Raw genomic sequence first — 19,818 nt, forward strand, 5'->3', positions numbered from 1 at the left:
CAGCCCGATTTGAAAGGGGATAAAAATGTTCGAACTGACCGGCCGCAAGGCGCTCGTCACCGGCGCATCGGGAGGCATCGGCGAGGCGATCGCCAGGATGCTGCACAAGCAGGGTGCCATCGTCGGCCTGCACGGCACTCGCGTGGAGAAACTCGAGGCGCTGGCTGGCGAACTCGGCGATCGCGTAAAACTGTTCCCGGCGGACCTGACCAACCGTGACGCGGTCAAGGCGCTGGGCCAGAAGGCCGAGGCCGATCTCGAAGGCGTCGACATCCTGGTCAACAATGCCGGCATCACCAAGGACGGGCTGTTCGTGCGCATGTCGGACGCCGACTGGGACCAGGTGCTCGAGGTCAACCTCACCGCCGTGTTCCGGCTCACCCGCGAACTTACCCATCCGATGATGCGCCGGCGCCACGGCCGCATCATCAACATCACCTCCGTGGTCGGCGTCACCGGCAATCCCGGCCAGGCCAACTACTGCGCCTCGAAGGCCGGCATGATCGGCTTTTCCAAGTCGCTGGCGCAGGAGATCGCCACGCGCAACATCACCGTCAACTGCGTCGCCCCGGGCTTCATCGAATCGGCCATGACCGGCAAGCTCAACGACAAGCAGAAGGAGGCGATCATGGCAGCGATTCCCAGCAAGCGGATGGGCACCGGCGCCGAGGTTGCTTCGGCAGTCGCCTATCTTGCCTCCGACGAGGCGGCTTACGTCACCGGCCAGACCATTCACGTGAATGGCGGCATGGCGATGATCTAGGGTGTGTTGATATTCAGGTGATGCCCGGCCCTGCAAACCGTGGCTTTTTGCGCTTGCGGCCTTCGCCGGCCGAAGCACCGGTGGGTAGCGTGGAGGCTGCAGCCGGCGTAGGCCGGTGCTCACGGACCCGAATGTCCGCTCCGCTCCGGTTCTCGAAAGACGCATTTTCAGCTCGGCTGGCCTGAATCCCAACACACGCTGACGGACCTTGGTCCGGCGCCTGTGAAAACAGGCATTTCGGCTTGGACGCCCGCCGTTTTTCGTGTAATGCGGCCGGCAACCCGGCGGTTCGGGCAAAAACCGGTCCTGTGGCGTTTGCGTTTCCTGCGGGACCATCTTTCAGCTTGATTAGCGGCATTCCGCCCGCTAACGAAGACAGACAACATCAGACGAGGCCCCAAATGAGTGACACCGCAGAGCGCGTCAAGAAGATCGTCATCGAGCATCTCGGCGTCGATGCCGACAAGGTGACTGAGCAGGCGAGCTTCATCGACGACCTGGGCGCGGACAGCCTCGATACGGTCGAACTCGTCATGGCGTTCGAAGAGGAATTCGGTGTCGAGATTCCGGACGATGCCGCCGAGACCATCCTGACCGTCGGCGATGCCGTGAAGTACATCGACAAGGCCTCGGCCTGAGGATTTTCGCAGGTATCATCGGGGAGGACCTGCGATGAGGCGTGTCGTCGTCACGGGCCTTGGCCTGCTTTCGCCATTCGGCATGGGCGTCGAGCACAGCTGGAAGGAATTGCTTTCCGGCCGCAGCGCCGCCCGCCGCGTCACCGAATTCGAAGTGGACGATCTTGCCTGCAAGATCGCCCACGTCATCCCGCGCGGTGACGGCTCCAACGGCACCTTCAATCCGGAGGCCGTGCTTGAGCCGAAGGAACTGCGCAAGATCGGCGAGTTCATCCTCTATGGCATCGCTGCCGCCGACGAGGCGCTGGCCGATTCCGGCTGGAAGCCTGAGACGCATCAGGATCAGTGCGCCACCGGCGTGCTGATCGGCTCCGGTATCGGCGGCATCGACGGCATCGCCGAGAACGCGATAACCCTCAAGGAGCGCGGCCCGCGCCGCATCAGCCCCTTCTTCATCCCCGGCCAGATCATCAACCTTGTCTCCGGCCAGGTATCGATCCGCCACGGGCTTAAAGGCCCCAACCACGCCGTCGTCACCGCCTGCTCGACCGGCGCGCATGCCATTGGCGATGCCGCCCGGCTGATCATGTGGGGCGATGCCGACGTTATGGTCGCGGGCGGCGCGGAAGCGCCGGTCACGCGGCTGTCGATCGCCGGCTTCGCCGCTTGCCGCGCGCTCTCCACCGAGCGCAACGACACGCCCGAGAAGGCGTCGCGTCCCTATGATCGCGACCGCGACGGATTCGTCATGGGCGAAGGCGCCGGTGTCGTCGTGCTGGAGGAACTCGAGCATGCCAAGGCGCGCGGCGCAAAAATCTATGCCGAGGTCACCGGCTATGGGCTCACCGGCGACGCCTATCACATCACCGCGCCGGCCGAGGATGGTGACGGTGCCTTCCGCTGCATGACGGCGGCGTTGAGCCGGGCGAAGCTCTCGCCCGCCGACATCGACTACATCAACGCGCACGGCACCTCGACGATGGCCGATACGATCGAGCTCGGCGCGGTCGAGCGGCTGGTCGGCAACGCGGCTTCGAAAATTTCGATGTCGTCGACGAAGTCGTCGATCGGCCATCTGCTGGGCGCCGCGGGCGCTGCGGAAGCGATCTTCTCGATCCTCGCCATCCGCGACAATATCGCGCCCGCCACCATCAATCTCGACAATCCGGAACGCGAGACCGCGATCGACCTCGTGCCGAACAAGCCGCGCCAGCGCCAGATCGACATTGCGCTGTCGAACTCCTTCGGCTTTGGCGGCACCAACGCGTCGCTCGTGTTCCAGCGTTATAATGGCTGAGCAGCCGCCACCTGCCGTCATTTTTGCCAAATTCTCCCCTAGCCTTGCGCCGGGGGATTCGTTGCAAGAGCAGACGTAGGGCGCCATGAACACAAATCCGGGCGGCAGCGGGGAATTCGGGCAGCGGCAGGCACAGGGTCCGATCGTGCCCAAGACAGCCGCCGAAGCGCTACGCCCTGAAGCCGGCACGCCGCCGCCCTCCAAGCGCTCGCGCGCGTCGCGCAGCCAGGTCGTCGTGTTCCTGAACTTCTTCCTTTCGATGGTGATCCTGATCGTGCTCGCCTCCGGCGCGGCGCTCTATTTCGGCATGCAGGCCTTCGTCGAGCCGGGTCCGTCCGCCAATGGCGACACCTTCATGGTCAAGCCCAACACCGGCGTGCAGGAGATCGCCGAGCAGTTGGAGCGGCGCGGCCTGGTCAGCGATGCGCGCATCTTCAGGCTGGGCGTGCGCGCGACCGGCAATGACTCCGTCCTGAAGCCAGGTGAATACGCCATCAAGCCGCGCGCCTCGATGCGCGACATCATGGAGTTGTTCAAGAGCGGCAAGTCGGTGATGTATTCGCTGACGATCCCTGAGGGACTGACGGTAGAGCAGGCGCTGCAGCGCGTCGCGCAAGAGGATGCGCTGAGCGGCGACATGCCCAAAACCATTCCGCCCGAGGGCAGTCTTGCCACCGACACGCTGCGCTTCACGCGAGGCTATTCGCGCCAGCAGATTGTCGACAAACTGCTGGCCGACCAGAAGAAGCTGGTTGATGATGTCTGGGAGCACCGGGCGCCGGACCTGCCGATCGCCAATGTCCAGGACTTCGTCATTCTGGCTTCGATCGTCGAGAAGGAGACGGGCAGGGGCGACGAGCGCTCGCGCGTGGCGGCCGTCTTCCTCAACCGCCTGGCCAAGGGCATGCGGCTGCAATCCGATCCGACCATCATCTACGGCCTGTTCGGCGGCAAGGGTAAGCCTGCCGATCGTCCAATCTATCAATCCGACATCGACAAGCAGACGCCCTACAACACCTATCTCATCAAGGGCCTGCCGCCGACGCCAATCGCCAATCCGGGCCGCGCGGCGCTCGAGGCGGTGGCCAATCCGTCGAAGACGGACGATCTCTATTTCGTCGCCGACGGCAATGGCGGCCATGTGTTTGCCGCCACGCTGGAGGAGCACAACCAGAACGTCGCCCGCTACCGCACGCTGCAGAAGAAGCAGGCTGACGAGGCCGCCAAGGCTTCCGGGCAGACGACAGCTCCGGCTGCTCCCGAGGACAACAGCGCTGGCGATGACAGCGGTACCAGCGGTGATACCGGCGACGCCGGCGGTGATACCGCCCAATAGCCAGGCGCATCTGCGCCGCGTCCTTTGACGCGGCGCCGTATTCATGTTTTGAGGGAGACCAGCCGCCCGACCGAAGGTCTGGCGATTGCAGCATATGGCCCGCGGTGGTTTTTCGCGCGGGCCATACGCAAGATCCAAGTGGTTCAGTAGGAGGCGCGCTTGGTCGGACAACGCTTGACCTGCGACAGGGGGACGACTTCATCATGAACGTGCAGAGCATGACCGGTTTCGCGCGCGCAGTCGCCGAACGCGACGGCACGTCGATTGCGTGGGAAGTGAAATCGGTCAACGGCAAGAGCGTCGAGGTCAGGCTGAGGCTGCCGCAAGGCTTCGACCGCCTGGAGACCGCGGTCAGGCAAACGGTGCAGAAGCGCTTCGCGCGCGGCAATTTCCAGGCGACCCTGACGGTCGGCCGCGCCGCCGCGCAGCAGGCGCAGCCGGTGGTCAATGAAGCCTTCCTCAAGGACTTGGCTGGGTTGGCCAAGCGCCTCCAGGAGCAGTTCGGCACCGCGCCGGCTACCGCCGACGGCCTGCTTGCTCTGCGCGGCGTTCTCGACATTCCCGATACTCTGGAGAACGAGGAGGAGCGGGCCGCCCTGGATGCCGCCATCCTCTTGGCGCTCGACGCAGCGCTGGTGGGGCTGGAGGAGGCCAGGCAGAACGAGGGCGAGGCGCTGCGCCTTCTGCTTTCCGCCCACATCGATGCCATCGAGGCGCTGACGCTGAGGGCCGAGGCCGATCCGTCGCGGGAGCCGGCGGCGATCCGCGAGCGCATCGCCGAGCAGGTGCGGCTGCTGATGGATGTCTCTGCCAATTTGGACGCCAACCGCCTGCATCAGGAAGCCGCCTTCCTCGCCACCAAGGCCGACATCCGCGAGGAGATCGACCGGTTGAAGACGCATGTGGCCTCCGGGAGAGCGCTCCTGAAGAGCGGCGGCGCCATCGGCCGCAAGCTCGATTTTCTGGCGCAGGAATTCAACCGCGAATCGAATACGCTGTGCTCCAAGTCGAACGCCGCCGCGGTCACCGCGATCGGTCTGGAGCTGAAGGCGGTGGTCGACCAGTTTCGCGAACAGGTCCAGAATCTGGAGTGACCGGGATGGTTGCCAAGGAACCGATGGCCGCGAAGGATTTGGGGTCCCGCATCCGCCGCCGCGGGCTTATGCTGGTGCTGTCGTCACCGTCGGGCGCCGGCAAGTCGACGATCGCACGCAATCTTCTGGAGAGCGATTCAAGCCTGGAACTGTCGGTCTCCGTCACCACCAGGCCGCGGCGCGGCTCGGAGATCGAAGGCGTCCACTATCATTTTTGCAGCATGCGCGAATTCGAGCGGCTGCGCGATTCCGACGCGTTGCTCGAATGGGCGGAGGTGCACGGCAACTGCTACGCCACACCGCGGGAGCCGGCGGAAATGGCGCTGGCCGAAGGCCGCGACATGCTGTTCGACATCGACTGGCAGGGCGCCCAGCAGCTCAAGGAGAAGATGCGTGCCGACATCGTTTCGATCTTCATCCTGCCGCCCTCGATGAAGGAGTTGAAGGCGCGGCTGAAGCGCCGCGCCGAGGACCAGGAGCAGGTCATCGAGACAAGGCTGAAGAATGCCCGCCTCGAAATCGAGCACTGGAAGGAATACGACTTCGTCATTGTCAACGACGACCTCGACCGCGCCTTCGCCGAGGTCCGTGCCATCGTCACCGCCGAGCGCCTGCGCCGCGACCGCCGGCCGGGCCTGTTCGACTTCGTCTCGGGGCTGCTGGACGAGAAGACGGAGTAGCGGCGACTGGCCGACCGCTTTCGGGAAAGTCCCGAAGGCGGACTGTCGCGGCGACAATCCGCTCATCGATTGCTATCGCAGCCGCTCGGGTTCTCGGCCTCGATATGCGTGAATATTCCGTCGCGATCCGAAAGCGCGAACGCTGACCAGACGATCTTCAAGATTTGGATTCATCAGCCTTGCGACGCGCTGCCGCGCGTCGCTTCCGCAAAATGCACCTCGGCTTGATCGTCAGAAATATCGGGCCGGTGATCTTCCAGCGCCTCGCGCACCTTGGCGCGGAACCACACATCGTGCGCCTCGCTGTTTGTGACCAGGTCAATAGGCAGCGCGCCCTCATTGGCAGTGCGGGTGAGAAGTATCCGAACCGCATCCGAAACCGTGAGACCCATGTTTTCAAGCACCGCAGATGCCCGATCCCGGATGTCGGCGTCGATGCGAGTCTGGAAGTGCGTTCGCTGTTGAATGACAAGCGCCAGACCCGACATACGCTCCAGCCGCCAACGATAAGGAGTTGTAGAGCTGGCCGAAGCGCCGCGTCGAACTGTTAGAAGGATCCCTTCCTTTTCCCGGTATGCGGGCAGAAGAGAGCTACACCGCGTTCGTCAGCCGTACGAACTCTTCCACGCTCAGCGTCTCGGCGCGGCGCGTCGGGTCAATGCCGGCGCGGGTCAGCAGCGCCACGCCGCCGAGGCTCTTCACGCTTTGCCTCAGCATCTTGCGGCGCTGGCCGAAGGCGGCTTCGGTGACGCGTTCGAGCCTTCGTACATCGGCGGGCAGGGGAATTGCGCGCGGCATCAGATGCACGACCGAGGAGGTGACCTTGGGGGGTGGCGTGAAGGCCTGCGGCGGCACGTCGAAGGCGATCTTTGCTTCCGTGCGCCAGCCCGCCAGCACCCCGAGCCGGCCATAGGCGTCGCTGCCCGGACAGGCGGTGATGCGCTCGGCCACCTCGCGCTGGAACATCAGCGTCATCGATTGATAGAAGGGCGGCCATTCAGCCACCGTCAGCCAGCGGACAAGCAGTTCCGTGCCGATATTGTAGGGCAGGTTGGCGACAATCTTCACCGGTCCGCCATTCGCCTTGCCGGCAAGAGTGATGAAGTCTGCCTTCAACGCATCGCCGGCGATGATCTCCAGCCGGCCGGGATAGTGGTGGGAGACCTCGGCGAGAGCCTCAAGGCAGCGTTCGTCGCGTTCGATGGCGATCACCCGTTTCGCGCCGTTGAAGAGCAGCGCTCTGGTCAGCCCGCCCGGGCCGGGGCCGACCTCGATTACCGTCGTCGCGCTGAGGTCGCCGGCCGCGCGCGCGATCTTGCCGGTCAGGTTGAGGTCGAGCAGGAAATTCTGGCCGAGCGCCTTCTTTGCCTGCAGGCCGTGACGCTCGATCACCTCGCGCAGCGGCGGCAATCCGTCGATGGTCATGCGCGAGCGCCTGTGCTCATGCGGCCGCCGTGGCACGTCCGCTGTCGGCAAGCCGGCGGGCGAGCTTCAGCGCCGCGATCAGGCTGTCGGCCCGCGCCAGCCCTTTGCCCGCGATGTCGAAGGCCGTGCCGTGGTCCGGCGATGTGCGGATGAACGGCAGGCCCAGCGTCACGTTGACGGCCTCGTCGAAGGCGAGCGTCTTGGCAGGGATCAGCGCCTGGTCGTGATACATGCACAGAGCCGCGTCATAGAGAGCCCGCGCGCGCGGATGAAACATCGTGTCGGCCGGCAGCGGTCCGACCGCATCGATGCCTTCCGCTCTCAGTGCCTCGACAGCGGGTTGCACGATGGCGATATCCTCGGCGCCCATCGCGCCGCCTTCGCCGGCATGCGGATTGAGCCCGGCGATGGCAAGCCGCGGCCGCGCAATGCCGAAGCGGCTCTTGAGATCGGCGGCGGTGATGCGGGCGGTGACGATGATCATCTCGCTCGTCAGCACCTTCGGCACCTCGGCCAGCGCGATGTGAATGGTGACCGGCACGGTGCGCAGTTCGGGGCCGGCGAGCAGCATCACCGGGGTCGCTTCCGCCCCGGTGTGGCGGGATGCCAGATGCGCCAGGTATTCGGTATGGCCAGGGAAGCGGAATCCGGCATCGTAGAGCGGCTTCTTGGCGATGGGGCAGGTGACGACCGCGGCGGCGCGGCCGGCGAGGCAGTCGGCGACGGCGCGGTCGATGGCCTCGATGGTACCGGCCGCGTTGCCCGTTTGCGGCTGTCCGGGACGGTCGAGATGGCGCGCCTCGAGCGGAACGATGGGCAGCGTGCGGGCGAAGTGCTGCGCCGCCTGCGCCGGCAGCGTTTCGGTGAGCGCCACCTTGGCACCGATCGCACGCGCGCGCGCTTCCATCAGGGCCGGATCGGCCAGCAGATAGAAAGGGGGCACGCCGGCGCTGTCGCCGGCCCGCCACGCGGCGATGGCGATCTCCGGCCCGACGCCGGAAGGGTCCCCGACGGTGAGTGCCAGCGGCGCAACTCTCTTTGGCATGCTCATGCCGTCTCGCGGGACAGACTGCCCATATTGGCTTGGGGCGCGGCGGGGTCAATCTGTCCGGTCACGCCGCCTGGCCCGGCGTCCTAGCGCTCGACGATCTTGGCCTTCTTGCGCAGCTCGTCGACATATTTCTTGCTGAGCTCGTCGGCATCCTTGTCGTTGCCGCCTTCGGCCTGGAACACCATCTGAGCCGCCTTGTCGTCGGAAACCTCGCGCGAAGAGCAGATGCCGATGAACTCGACGCCGCGCTCGGTCGCACGCGTCGGCGTGGCGCTGCCGACCTTGGTCGCCTTGATCTGTTCAGCCCAGTCCGGCGGCAATTGCGGCGCCAGCACGCGGCCGAGATCACGCACGGTGACGTCGATCAGCCCCTTGGCGAATTCGCGCGTGGTGTTGCAGCCGTTGAAACGGGCGCGCATGGCGTCGGCTTCGCGCTTGCGCTTGGCAAGCGTTGCTCCGCGCTCGGAGGCCGGCACCACGAAGATCACTTGCTGCAGCATATATTCCATGGCGGAGGGCTTGGCGCCGCCCTTGTCGAGCATGCGGCGCACCGCGTCCTGCTCGGTCACCGAGCCGCCTTCGCCGGAGCGGTAGCGCGCGCCGAGCGCCTGGTTCCAGGCCATTTGGGCGCGGATGAACTCCTTGAAGTGCTCCTTGGTCACGCCCGATTGGGACATGATGGCGTCAAGCTTGCCCAGCGGCATCTTGTTGTTGGAAGCAAAGCGCTGATAGGCAGCGTCGACCTGCTGGTCGGTGATGCGGATGCCGAGCCGCCTGGCCTCGGCCAGCCGCAGCGTCTGGTCGATCATCTCCTGGCCGGCATTGCCCTTCTTGCGCTGCAGCTTGAGGAACGCGGCCCGGTGCGCGATATCGCCGGTGGTGATCGGTATGTTGTTGACGATGTATTTGATCGTGCTTGCGAATGCCGGCGGCGTCATCGCCGCGATCGAAACCGAGGTCACCGCCAGCATGAGCGCGAATCCTGCCGAGAACAGGTACTTCCTCATCTCACCTTCCCAAATTCATCCCGCTGCCATAGCGCCGCGCCCGGACGCGCAAGGAACGCTGTAGCCTTTGATCCTGCGCATGATCCTTCCGAAAATCGACCCCGATTTCGGGACATGCCAAGTGGCCGACCCCATGCCCGCTCTATACGGCGAAACAATGTCGCCGCAACACCTGCATTGGAATCACGCGCATTTTCGAGAGATCATGCGCCAAATCAAGGCCCGGGCTGGGAACTCGCACCAAGATCCTGCCTTCGTCTGCCCGAAGCCGCTTGCCCGCGCCCCGCCTATTGGATCGTGTCGACGGCGCTGGTCGACGAGCCGAAATCGCCGAGGGTGCGGAACGACAGGTTGAAGCCGACGCTCTGCGACAGCTCCTTGGTCACCGAATCGCGCGTTTGCGCGAACGTCATCACATAGGTGAAGCAGGAATCGTTGTAGGCAAAGCCGACGCCGTCTTTGACCATCACGTTCTGCTCGATATCGTAAGTGCTGGTCCCGAAGACGCGCCAGTTCTCGGCCAGATGCGTCGACGCGCCGAGGGTGACCTCGTGACGGTCGGTGGCGAAGCCATAGAGCGGCTGCGCCTGGATGAAGGCATATTTGGCGCTAAGCGAGACCGGCAGGCCGGAATAGGCGGCCTTCACCTCGGCGCGCCTCACCTCGAGGGACTGTTCGTCGAAGCGGCCGCTAAGCGAGCCGGAGACGCCGTTCGGGCTGCTGAAGCCGACCAGGCCGACATAGTCGGAACTCGGGGTCTGCAGACCCGAATACGCGCCGGCATTCACCAGGTCGGGCGCATCGAAGGAATTCTGGCCGGCCAACTGGTAGGACTGGCCGAAGATGGCATTGGTGGCCCAGCCATTGTCGTAGGAACCCGAATAGCGGAAGCCGACATTGGCGCGGGTGCCGCCTTCCATGCGGTCGTAGCCGGAGAACTTGTCGCGCTCGAACAGTGTCGTGGCGTCGAAGACGAAGCTCTGCGCGTCCTCGTTGGGAACGGCGAGGCCGCCCACATACTGCTCGTTCGGACGCACGAAGACTTGGCCCATCGGCTCGAGAATGTGGCTCGAGCTCGGCATCGAGAACAGAAGCGGCCAGCGCATCTCGAGGCCGAGCGTGGCCATGTAGCGGGCAAGCGACGTGCGCATGTCGTCCTGCTCGCCGAGGTTCGTCGCCATCTGGTTGACCGCCTCGAGCGAGGCGGAATTGGCGTTGACGTAGCCGGCATCGCCGCGCAGCGCGAGCAGCGGGGTCAACTGCAGCCCGCCATCGGTGGTGAAGGTGCGCTTCCATTCCGTCTCGGCTGTCAGCCGGGTCGATTGGCCCTCGATGCCGCGCACATTGTTGACCGAAGTGGGATCCGAAACATCCTCCAGCACGGCATCCAGCCGATCGCGGCTGATGGCGCGCGCGTTGACGTTCAGCGACAGCTGGCCGCCGGCCACCGACATGTCGGGGATATAGGCATAATCGAGCGAAGGCAGCACCCAGGGCTGCTCGCCGGCGCGCGCCGTCGGATCGCTGGAGAGCGTGTTCTCCTGGACCGAGAAGCGCATCGCGCGCACGTCGAAATAATTGCGGTCGCTCAAGCCGGTCAGATAGAGCGACGACTGGTGGACGAGATCGCTGTAGCCGTCGATGTTATAGGTTCGCGAAAAATTCTTGTCGGACTGCAGCAGCACGTCCCAGCCGAAGTTCCAGCGCTCGTTGATGGCGAACTGGCCCTTGGTGCCCATCATGCCGCGGAACTTGTTCGGATCGCCGGCCGCGCCCGAATTCACGTTGTGGCCGCTGGCGTCGATGAACGTGTCGGGGTCCTGCTGGTGGATGCCCGCTATCTTCAGCGTGTACTCGCCATTGTTGAAGCGCTGGCGCCATTCGGCTTCGCCGAGAAAGCCCTGCTTGGTGTAGCCGGTACCGGTGACGGTCAGGTCGTAAGTCGGCGAGAGGGCGAAATAATAGGGGACCTTCACGCCGACCCCGAGGTCGGTGTTGTAAGTGATTCCGGGAATCAGGAAGCCGCTCTTGTGTTTCACCGAGGGGTCGGCGATCTCGAACGCCGGCAGATAGGCGAGCGGATAGCCGAAGAACTCGAAATTCGCGTTCTCGAAGCGAACCGTCTTCTTCTGGCCGTTCCAGATGATCTTGCGCGCCTTGACGCGCCATGTCGGCGCCTTGTCCGGCTTGTCCTCGCAGGGCTCGCAGGCGGTGTAGACGCCATTGTGGAAGGTCGTCAGCACGCCGCCCATGCGCTCGGCGCTCTCGGCGGCAAAATAGGCTTGCTCGACCGTCTCGACGCGCAAGGCGTTGGTGAAGCCGTCCGCGAAATCGTCGGTGATGTCGATATGCTCGGCATTGATCTTGGTGCCGTCGCTGTTGATCAGCTCGACGGCGCCGCTGGCGACAAGGCGCTTGGTGTCGCGGTTGTACTCGACGCGCTGGGCGACCAGCTTGTTGCCGCCATAGTCGATCTGCACGCCGCCGACGGCGGTCACGGTGTGGTTGTCGTTGTTGTAGACCAGCGTATCGGCGGCAAGCAGCATCTGCGTGCCGGAGGGAACGGGCTTCGCGGTGATGTCCTGTGCCAGGGCGGGCGCCGTCGGCACCGCGCAGGCGAACAGGCATGCCAAGGCGGTCGCCCCATAGAGGCGTGCCAAACCGGCCTGCCTATGGCTGCGCAATCCAGCCTCCCTCACTAGCCGTCTTCCTTGTATAGCAGGAACGTCACCCCGAAGAACATAGCCACGACAACCGGAACCCATGCAGCCACCACTGTTGGCACGAATCCCGCCACGCCGAATGCCTTGACCAGTACCGAGACGACATAAAGCAGAAAGCCGGCTAGGACGCCACCCAGAATCATCGTCGCCGACTGCCCCATCCGCGCAAATCGCATTGAAACTGTTGCCGCGATCAGCGTCATGGCGACGAGCAGGAACGGCAGCGCCACGAGCGAATCAAACTGCATGGCGAACGCATTTGCCTTGAGGCCGAAGGAACGGGCAACCTCGATCTTGCTGGGCAGGTCGTAGAAGGGAATCGTTTCCGGGCGCGCCAGCCGTTCCTGCACGAATTCCGGCTTCAGGTTGGTCGCCACGCGGTCGGTGGGCAAGGAACGGATGTTGCCGTCCTTGAACACCTTCACGTCCTGCAACTCCCAGTAGCCATCGCGCAGATAGGCCCGCGCCGCATCCTTGCGCTCGGCGATGTTGCCTTTCTGGTCGATGGCGAAGAACACGGCATCGGCCATTTCCAGGCCCTGGTTGAGGATGGCGCGGGCGCCGATGATCGTGTCGCCGGACTGCGTCTTCTGTCTCAGCCACGGCGTGGCATCGGCAGCGACGGTGTTCGATTTTCCGGCCCGCAGCTGATTCTCCATCTGCTCGGACCAGGAAAAGCCGTGCGCGGCGATCGGGTTGAGAACGCCGACCGACAATATGCCGAACAGCAGCGCGCCGACGCAGCATGGAAACAGGAACTGCCAGGCCGAAACGCCCGCCGAGCGTGCGATGACCAGCTCGTATTTGCGGTTGAGCGACACCAGCGTCGCCATTGCCGAGAACAGCCCGACGAACGGCACCGTCTGCAGCATGATCATCGGCATCCGCAGCGCCGAGATGGCGAGCGCCGTGCCGTAGGTGAAGCCTGGCAGCCCCGTCGTGCGGCCGGAAAGCTCGGTGAAGTCGATCAGGAACACCAGCGCCAGCAGGCCGAGGAAGAACCAGATCGTGATCCCCACGTAGCGGAAGAAGAAGTAGCGGCCCAGCGTCCAGCCCATGGTCAGGCTCCCTGGCCGAAGGCGCGCCGGAAGAGGCGCAGCTTGAGCCTCGTCCAGCTCTCGCTGGCGCGGCCGGCGAAATTCGCCATCCAGTCGGCCCAGGCCGAGGGCAGCTCCATCGACCGCGATGAGAGAATGAACCAGGTGGCGACGGCGGAAGCCACGATCGGCACGGCGTACACCATATAGGCATAGGCAGGCACCTTGTCGGCCTTGCCGGCGGCGAAGAAGCCGAGCCAGCGCACGAACAGCGCGATGGCGATGGCCGTGATCAGCGGATGAATGCGCGCTTCGCGGTGCGAGCGGGCGTCGCCGGCGACCGCCAGCGCGATCAGCGCGAACACCAGCGAATAGGACCATTCCGAGAAGCGCTGGTCGAGCTCGGCCTTGTAGCTGCCGGGCTTGCGCTGGAACATCTTGTCGTTGGGGTCCGGGTTGAGCAGGTATTGCGTCGTGCGGTCCTTCGGCAACAGCATGATCTCGTTCGCCGCCGACATGAAGGCGGAGAGGTCGAAGGCGTAGGAGGTGAAGCGGATGACCGAGAGGTCGCCGGTCACCGATTTGCGGTTGATGACGCCGTCATTCATCATCAACACCTTCTCATCGCCCTTTTCGACGACGCTGCCGCTCTTGGCATAGTAGACCAGGCTGGCGCCTTCCTCGCGCGAATCGGCGACGAAGATGCCGCCGAGCCGGTTGTCGGGAAGCCGTTCGCCGACCTGCAGGTACAGGCCGTCGTCGATCTTGCGGAACGTGCCTTCCTGGATGATCAGCGACAGGAGGTCGGCGCGCGAGGCCGCCACCAGCTGGCGGTTCTTCTGCCTGGCATAGGGGTCGACGCCATTGTCGACGGCCAGGGAAAAAACGCTGGCAGCCAAGGCGAGCAGCAGGATCGGCCGCGCGATCGTCCAGCGGGAAGCACCGGCGGCGTTGATGACCGCAAGCTCGGAGTCGGAGTTCATGACGCTCAGCGTCTGCGCCACCGCCACCACCAGCGCGAACGGCACCACGATCGGGATGATCGAGGGAATGATCAGCGCCGCGACTTCGAAGAAGGTCAGCGCCGACTGGCCGCTATCGGTGACGAGGTCGATCTTGGCCAGCACCTGCGTCGTCCACACGATCGCCAGCGTCCAAGCCAGCGACGCGAGGAACATCGCGGCGGCGCGGCGCATGATGTAGCGTTCAACGACCTTCATGAAGGTTTTTCTCGATTGTGCCGAACGGCATCATGCCCGCCGACAAGGTAGTCATCCGCTGATGCCTGCACAACTGGCTCCGTCGGCGGTCCGGTCCGGTTTGTCTCCCCACGCCGCGCGCCTCGGCGCGGCGGAGTCTCCGCGTCAATGAATAAGAAATGCAAAACATTGATGGTTAACAATAGGTTGTAGCGGGAGACTAAAGTCGCGCCGCGCCGAATCCTTCGCTGCGTTCGGCGGCGATATAGACAGCGATTTCGGCCAAAGTCTTGCCAAATGGCTGAAAACGACCAAATGTCGCGCACGCTTGAAAGCCGGTTCGCGGCACCTCACCCGAAAGCAGGAAATGATGACTTCGAGACCTTCGATCGCCTTTGCCAAAATCGCCGCGCCCAAGAAAGGCAGCGTCTTCGTGCTTGCGGCCGACGGCGGTAGCTTGGGCGAAGCCGCGAAGGCTTGCGACCCGGCGGGAGCGCTGGCTCGGGCGTTTCCGGTCGCCGATTTCTCCGGCAAGTTCGCCAGCACGGCGGAGGTGCTGGCGCCGGAAGGGACGTCGGTCGACCGGCTGGTGGCGATCGGCGCCGGCAAGGTCGCTGACCTCCAGGACCACGCCTGGCTGAAGCTCGGCGGCGCCGTTGCCTCCGCATTGCGCAAGGCAACGGAGGTCGCAGTCATCCTCGATCTTCCCGAACTGCAGCCCGACGGCCGGCAGGCGGCGAACCTTGCCGCCGGTATCCTTCTGCGCAGCTACGGCTTCGACAAGTACAAGACACGGAAGGACAAGGACAACGGCCAAGCCGAGGCAAAGGCGAACGGCGCCAGGAAAGCCGAGCCGAAGCCGGCCAAGATCACCATCCACTGCGCCGATCCATCGGCGGCGAAGAAGGCCTTCGCCAGCGAAGAGGCGGTGATCGACGGCGTGCTGCTCGCGCGCGACCTCGTCAACGAGCCTGCCAATGCGCTGGGCCCCGTCGAGTTCGCCGCGCGCGCCACCGAATTGCAGGCGCTCGGCGTCGAGGTCGAGGTCCTCACCGAGAAGGAGATGAAGAAGCTCGGCATGGGATCGCTGCTCGGCGTCGCGCAAGGTTCGCCGCGCGGCGCCCGCATGGCCGTCATGCAGTGGAAGGGCGGCAAGGCCAAGGAAGCGCCGATCGCCTTCGTCGGCAAGGGCGTCACCTTCGACACCGGCGGCAATTCGATGAAGCCGGCCTCCGGCATGGAGGATATGAAGGGCGACATGGGCGGTGCCGCCGCCGTCACCGGGCTGATCCATGCGCTGGCAGCGCGTAAGGCCAAGGCCAATGTGGTCGGCGTCATCGGCCTGGTCGAGAACGCCGTCGACGGCCATGCCCAGCGGCCGGGTGACATCGTCACCTCGATGTCGGGGCAGACGATCGAGGTGCTCAACACCGACGCCGAGGGCCGCCTCGTGCTGGCGGATGCGCTCTGGTACACCAATGACCGCTTCAAGCCGAAATTCATGGTCAACCTCGCGACGCTGACCGGCGCCATCATGGTCGCGCTCGGCCAGCATTATGCAGGTCTTTTCTCAAACAATGACGAGCTCGCCGGCAAGCTGTTCGGCGCTGGCCAGACGACGCAGGAGCGGGTCTGGCGCATGCCGCTCGGCGTCGAATACGACAAGCTGATCGAATCCAAGAACGCCGATATGAAGAACATCGGCGGCCGCTACGGCGGCGCCATCATCGCCGCGCAGTTCCTGCAGCGTTTCGTCAAGGACACGCCCTGGGCGCATCTCGACATCGCCGGCACCGCGATGGGCGCGCCGGCGAGCGAGATCAACCAGTCCTGGGGCTCGGGCTTCGGTGTGCGCCTGCTCGACCGGCTCGTGCGCGACAACTACGAAGGCTAGGCTTTGCAAGGATGGCCGACATCCTGTTCTACCACCTGACGGAATCGACGCTGGAAGAGGCGCTGCCCGGCCTGCTTGAGCGCAGCGTCGAGCGCGGCTGGCGCGCGGTCGTGCAGACCGGCACCGAGGAACGGCGCGATGCGCTCGACCAGCATCTGTGGACGTTCCGCGACGATTCCTTTCTCGCGCATGCCACCGACCGCGAAGCCCATCCGGCCGAGCAGCCGATCCTGCTCACCACCGGCGAAGGCAACCCCAATGCCGCGCAGATTCGCTTCCTCGTCGACGGCGCCGCGCCGCCGGAACTTTCCGGCTACGAGCGGGCGGTCTTCCTGTTCGACGGCCATGACGCGGCGCAGGTCGAAAGCGCGCGGACATACTGGAAAGCGATGAAGGAAGCCGGCCACGCCGTGACCTACTGGCAGCAGACGCCCGACCGGCGCTGGGAGCGGAAGGCGTGAGAGCCTTCAGTGATCGCTCATCGTTACCTTGTTGATTTTCGTGCCTGGCGGAAGATCTTTTACCTGCCGGTGGATTTGCCCGGCTATGTGGACCTTCACGACGAAGAATGTCTTCTCCATTTGGTCGACCTCCATTCCACCGCCAAGTACCGGTGGCTTCTTGAAGTCGTAGCATTGGCCCCTGTCGAGAACCAAACCTTTGCGTCGCGCCGCCACCACTAGGCTGGCCAGCAGAAGATCATCCTGACGACCGGAATCGTTCAACTGCGTTTCGAGCTCCGACCATGTGCGAGACACTTGGGTCAGGCGCCCCGCGATCATGTCTAAATGCTTGACCGATCCATCAGCGGCACGAAAGAAGATATCGCCAAAGGCCGAAACCGCCGCGGGCTCAAGTCCGTCAAGGCCGATCCACTTCCAACCGTCAAGCGCTTCCGTGACGTCCCTACCGGAAGGTTCGATGAACAAGTGCTGAAGGTTGCCGGGCAGCGCGGCCTTGACTGTGCTTGATGAGCCAGCTTTGTCCTCCACATCTCGTTTGCCGCCAAAGATCGAAGAAACAAAGCGCGAAAAAATATTAGTCATAGGTCACCCCTGCAGGAGCTGTATACTTACAGTCGACTTCATCTGCAACCGAGGGTGAATCGCGTAGGTTGGCGAAGCGCGACCAGACGGGCTTTGAACGCCAACGCGCGCGAGCGGCTGCGCACTGCCTCCAGATCGTCGCGCGAATTGAGCAATGTCGTTTCTGGAGTCGCCAGTCCGAGGCGCCCCGCCAGCCGGATGAAGGCATGCTTGTTATGGACTTCCGCCAGGAGCTCGATATGGGGTGCGAACAGTCGCGCCGGAACCTGTCGGCTTCGCCACGCCAGCGGCGGCCCGCGCCGTCGAACAGGCGCGCCGGATGTAGTGCCACCGGCACGCGCGCTCCGGTGATGAGCACGGTGGTGTCCGGCGGCATCAGGTCTCGCGGTCGTTTCGGTTCGCGAGGACCGTTGTGCGAAATTGCCCTGCTTGGCAATCGCTCAAAAGTTTGTTTTCGCGCAGGTTCCGGAGGGAAAACCGCTCCGCACCTTCTTAGAGTTGGTCTACCGCCCGCCGACCGGCAGCGCGCGCTGGACGAGGTTGAGGAAGAAGCGGATCCCGATCGGGATGATCGCTTCGTTGAAGATGAAGCGGTCGCCATGCAGCCCGGCGCCCGGACCGACATCGCCCGCGCCGATCCAGAGATAGGCGCCATCGCCGACGCCCTGCAGCAGGAAGGCGAAGTCTTCGCAGCCCATGCTGGGCTGGAACTCGGTCGAGACGCGCTCCGTACCCACCGTATCCGCGCCGGCCAAGGCGGCGAGCGCCGCGCCATCGGCCGGATTCACCACCGGCGGGTACCCGCGTTTGTAGGTGAGTTCCGCGCTGGCGCCATGCATGGCCGCGCTCGCCTGCGCGACACGCTCGATCTCGGCGGCGCAATGATTGGACAGCGCCCGGTCGTAGAAGCGGCAGGTGCCCTCGACCTTCACCTCGCCCGGCACGAAATTGTTGAAGCGGCCGCCATGGATCTGGGTCACCGACAGCACGGCAGGCGACAGCGGATCGACGCTGCGGCTGACCAGCCGCTGGATCGCGGTGATAAAGCTCGCCGCGGCCAGCAGCGGATCGTCGCCCTGGTGCGGCATCGCCGCGTGGCAGCCGCTGCCGCGAAAGACGATCTCGAAATCGTCGACCGCGGCCATCTGCGCTCCGGCGCGCACGCCGATATGGCCTTCCGGAAAGCCCGGCCAGTTGTGGACAGCAAACACCTGCTCGACCGGAAAGCGCTTCAGCAGCCCGTCCGCAATCATCTTCTTGCCGCCGCCCAGAACCTCTTCGGCCGGTTGGAAGACGAACACCACCGTGCCGTCGAAGCTCTCGCTCTCGGCCAAGAGCTTGGCCGCGCCGAGCAGCATGGCGGTGTGGCCGTCATGGCCGCAGGCATGCATCACGCCATCGTTGCGCGATGCATAGGCAAGGCCGGTCGCTTCCTTGATCGGCAGCGCGTCCAACTCGGCGCGCAGAGCGATCGCCTTGCCGCTCGTGCCTTTCGCCAACGTCGCCACCACCGCCGTGGCGCTCACATCCGTATGCACCGCAAGGCCGAATTCCTTGAGCTTTGCCGCGACGAACGCCGCCGTCTCATGCTCGGCAAAGCCGAGTTCCGGATTGGCATGAATGTACCGGCGCCAGCCGGTTGCCTCGGGCACGATCGCTGCTACCTCGTCGTTTTCCTGCATCGTCCTGCCTCCGTGTGCATGCGCCGATCTAGCCGGCGGCTTCGCTTGGCGTCTTGAACGGGATTGACGGGCAGGGCGGTTTTCGAGAAGGCTTGCTGCCATGAGCGATGCCAGCGAGCAACGGGAACGCGAAGCGGCAAAGCTGACGCGGCATGACGGCCTCGGCGGCCTCGAAATGCTCGCCGCGCGCTATCGCGACCATGCCTATGCCTTGCACACCCATCCGACCTGGGTATTCGGCGTGGTGGTCGCCGGTGTCGAGAAGCTCAGGATGGGCCCTCGCCGGCATCTGGCGACGGCAGGCTCGATCATCATCGTCAACCCGGAAGAGCCGCATGACGGCGAGAAGGGCGCGCCGTCCGGCTGGGCCTACCGCACCTGCTATCCCGACGTCGCCCTGATGGCCGAGATCGCCGCGGAACTCGAACTGCCGGGACTGCCGATGTTCCGTCACGGCGTCGTGCAAGCGCCCGCGCTGGCGAGGGCCTTCGTGCAGGCACATCGGCTGGCGGAGCAGGGGCTCGAGCAGGAAGCGGCGATGCTTGTGGTGCTGCGCGAACTCGTCGGCCGCTTTGGCGCCGGCCAGCGCGCCGACCGGGTCGCCGATGATGGCGAAGCGAGTCGGCGCTTTCGTCTCTATGGCGAGATGATTGCGGCCGATCTCTCAATCGGCTTCGACCTTGCGCATCTGGCGGTGGCCGCCGGCGTCACCCGCTTCCAGGTCATTCGCGACTTCCGCCGCGCCGTCGGCATGACGCCGGGGCAATATCTGCGTGATCGCCGCATCCGCGCCGCCTCGGTGCTGATCAAGACCGACATGCCGCTGGCCGAGATCGCCGCAGCGACCGGCTTCGCCGACCAGAGCCATCTCACCAGGGTGTTCAAGGCGATCAAGGGGCTTTCGCCCGGCGCCTGGCGCGCCGCCGCCTGATGGATGTCGCCCAAA

General features: G+C 64.7%; 17 protein-coding genes and 2 pseudogenes. 9 read left to right on the forward strand and 10 right to left on the reverse strand.

Annotated elements, in window-relative coordinates; all coding sequences use genetic code 11:
- Positions 1–25: 25 nt before the first annotated feature.
- The 6 genes from fabG (at position 26) to gmk (ending at position 5,808) form a co-directional block, all read left to right on the forward strand.
- Entirely contained in the window at positions 26–763 is a 738-nt protein-coding gene (gene fabG / locus EN818_RS09880; protein ID WP_129552876.1) for a 3-oxoacyl-[acyl-carrier-protein] reductase, read from the forward strand.
- Between the two features lie 401 nt (positions 764–1,164).
- Positions 1,165–1,401 (forward strand): acyl carrier protein, encoded by a 237-nt coding sequence (locus tag EN818_RS09885; protein WP_006203723.1) that lies wholly within the window; start codon positions 1,165–1,167, stop codon positions 1,399–1,401.
- Between the two features lie 34 nt (positions 1,402–1,435).
- On the forward strand, positions 1,436–2,698 hold the full coding sequence (gene fabF / locus EN818_RS09890) for a beta-ketoacyl-ACP synthase II (protein ID WP_095808685.1): 1,263 nt from the start codon (positions 1,436–1,438) through the stop codon (positions 2,696–2,698).
- An 85-nt stretch (positions 2,699–2,783) separates the two neighbouring features.
- Positions 2,784–4,034 carry an endolytic transglycosylase MltG gene (gene mltG, locus EN818_RS09895; protein ID WP_095808686.1) on the forward strand — a complete coding sequence of 417 codons (1,251 nt, stop codon included), beginning with the start codon at positions 2,784–2,786 and terminating at the stop codon, positions 4,032–4,034.
- A 203-nt stretch (positions 4,035–4,237) separates the two neighbouring features.
- Positions 4,238–5,128, forward strand: a complete 891-nt coding sequence (locus tag EN818_RS09900; protein ID WP_095808687.1) for a YicC/YloC family endoribonuclease — start codon at positions 4,238–4,240, stop codon at positions 5,126–5,128.
- Between the two features lie 5 nt (positions 5,129–5,133).
- On the forward strand, positions 5,134–5,808 hold the full coding sequence (gene gmk, locus EN818_RS09905; RefSeq protein WP_165349881.1) for a guanylate kinase: 675 nt from the start codon (positions 5,134–5,136) through the stop codon (positions 5,806–5,808).
- Positions 5,809–5,815: 7 nt separating this feature from the next.
- Here gmk and EN818_RS33570 read toward each other — a convergent pair.
- The 8 genes and pseudogenes from EN818_RS33570 to lptF all read right to left on the reverse strand — a co-directional run.
- Positions 5,816–5,969, reverse strand: a pseudogene (locus tag EN818_RS33570) (type II toxin-antitoxin system RelE/ParE family toxin); the annotation flags it as partial.
- Positions 5,966–6,296 (reverse strand): annotated as a pseudogene (locus EN818_RS09915) (type II toxin-antitoxin system RelB/DinJ family antitoxin). The pseudogenes EN818_RS09915 and EN818_RS33570, both read right to left, overlap by 4 nt.
- Positions 6,297–6,399: 103 nt before the next feature.
- Complete coding sequence (gene rsmA / locus EN818_RS09920; RefSeq protein WP_135904446.1) at positions 6,400–7,233, reverse strand: 16S rRNA (adenine(1518)-N(6)/adenine(1519)-N(6))-dimethyltransferase RsmA; 834 nt, start codon at positions 7,231–7,233, stop codon at positions 6,400–6,402.
- Positions 7,234–7,249: 16 nt separating this feature from the next.
- Positions 7,250–8,284, reverse strand: a complete 1,035-nt coding sequence (gene pdxA / locus EN818_RS09925; protein ID WP_176478466.1) for a 4-hydroxythreonine-4-phosphate dehydrogenase PdxA — start codon at positions 8,282–8,284, stop codon at positions 7,250–7,252.
- Between the two features lie 83 nt (positions 8,285–8,367).
- A complete protein-coding gene (locus EN818_RS09930) occupies positions 8,368–9,291 on the reverse strand; it encodes a peptidylprolyl isomerase (RefSeq protein ID WP_095808688.1) in 924 nt (307 codons plus the stop codon).
- A gap of 287 nt (positions 9,292–9,578) precedes the next feature.
- Positions 9,579–11,990, reverse strand: coding sequence for an LPS-assembly protein LptD (locus tag EN818_RS09935; RefSeq protein ID WP_165349879.1), 2,412 nt, complete (start codon positions 11,988–11,990; stop codon positions 9,579–9,581).
- On the reverse strand, positions 11,990–13,072 hold the full coding sequence (lptG, locus tag EN818_RS09940; RefSeq protein WP_095808689.1) for an LPS export ABC transporter permease LptG: 1,083 nt from the start codon (positions 13,070–13,072) through the stop codon (positions 11,990–11,992). Before lptG ends, EN818_RS09935 begins: the two co-directional genes overlap by 1 nt.
- A 2-nt stretch (positions 13,073–13,074) precedes the next feature.
- Positions 13,075–14,271: an LPS export ABC transporter permease LptF gene (gene lptF, locus EN818_RS09945; protein ID WP_095808690.1), complete on the reverse strand. Its 1,197-nt coding sequence runs from the start codon at positions 14,269–14,271 to the stop codon at positions 13,075–13,077.
- 349 nt (positions 14,272–14,620) lie between these two features.
- Between lptF and EN818_RS09950 the strand changes: the two genes are divergently transcribed.
- Entirely contained in the window at positions 14,621–16,144 is a 1,524-nt protein-coding gene (locus tag EN818_RS09950; RefSeq protein WP_095808809.1) for a leucyl aminopeptidase, read from the forward strand.
- Between the two features lie 11 nt (positions 16,145–16,155).
- Entirely contained in the window at positions 16,156–16,605 is a 450-nt protein-coding gene (locus EN818_RS09955) for a DNA polymerase III subunit chi (protein ID WP_095808691.1), read from the forward strand.
- A gap of 6 nt (positions 16,606–16,611) precedes the next feature.
- Here the strand turns inward: EN818_RS09955 and EN818_RS09960 are convergent, their stop codons facing one another.
- Together EN818_RS09960 and EN818_RS09965 are read right to left on the reverse strand one after the other, a co-directional pair.
- A complete protein-coding gene (locus tag EN818_RS09960; protein ID WP_095808692.1) occupies positions 16,612–17,190 on the reverse strand; it encodes a T6SS immunity protein Tdi1 domain-containing protein in 579 nt (192 codons plus the stop codon).
- Positions 17,191–17,693: 503 nt separating this feature from the next.
- On the reverse strand, positions 17,694–18,872 hold the full coding sequence (locus tag EN818_RS09965; RefSeq protein ID WP_129552873.1) for an amidohydrolase: 1,179 nt from the start codon (positions 18,870–18,872) through the stop codon (positions 17,694–17,696).
- 100 nt (positions 18,873–18,972) lie between these two features.
- Between EN818_RS09965 and EN818_RS09970 the strand changes: the two genes are divergently transcribed.
- Positions 18,973–19,803: an AraC family transcriptional regulator gene (locus EN818_RS09970; RefSeq protein WP_095808694.1), complete on the forward strand. Its 831-nt coding sequence runs from the start codon at positions 18,973–18,975 to the stop codon at positions 19,801–19,803.
- Positions 19,804–19,818 lie beyond the last annotated feature (15 nt).

It is taken from the genome of Mesorhizobium sp. M3A.F.Ca.ET.175.01.1.1 (assembly GCF_004791945.1).
GTDB lineage: Bacteria > Pseudomonadota > Alphaproteobacteria > Rhizobiales > Rhizobiaceae > Mesorhizobium.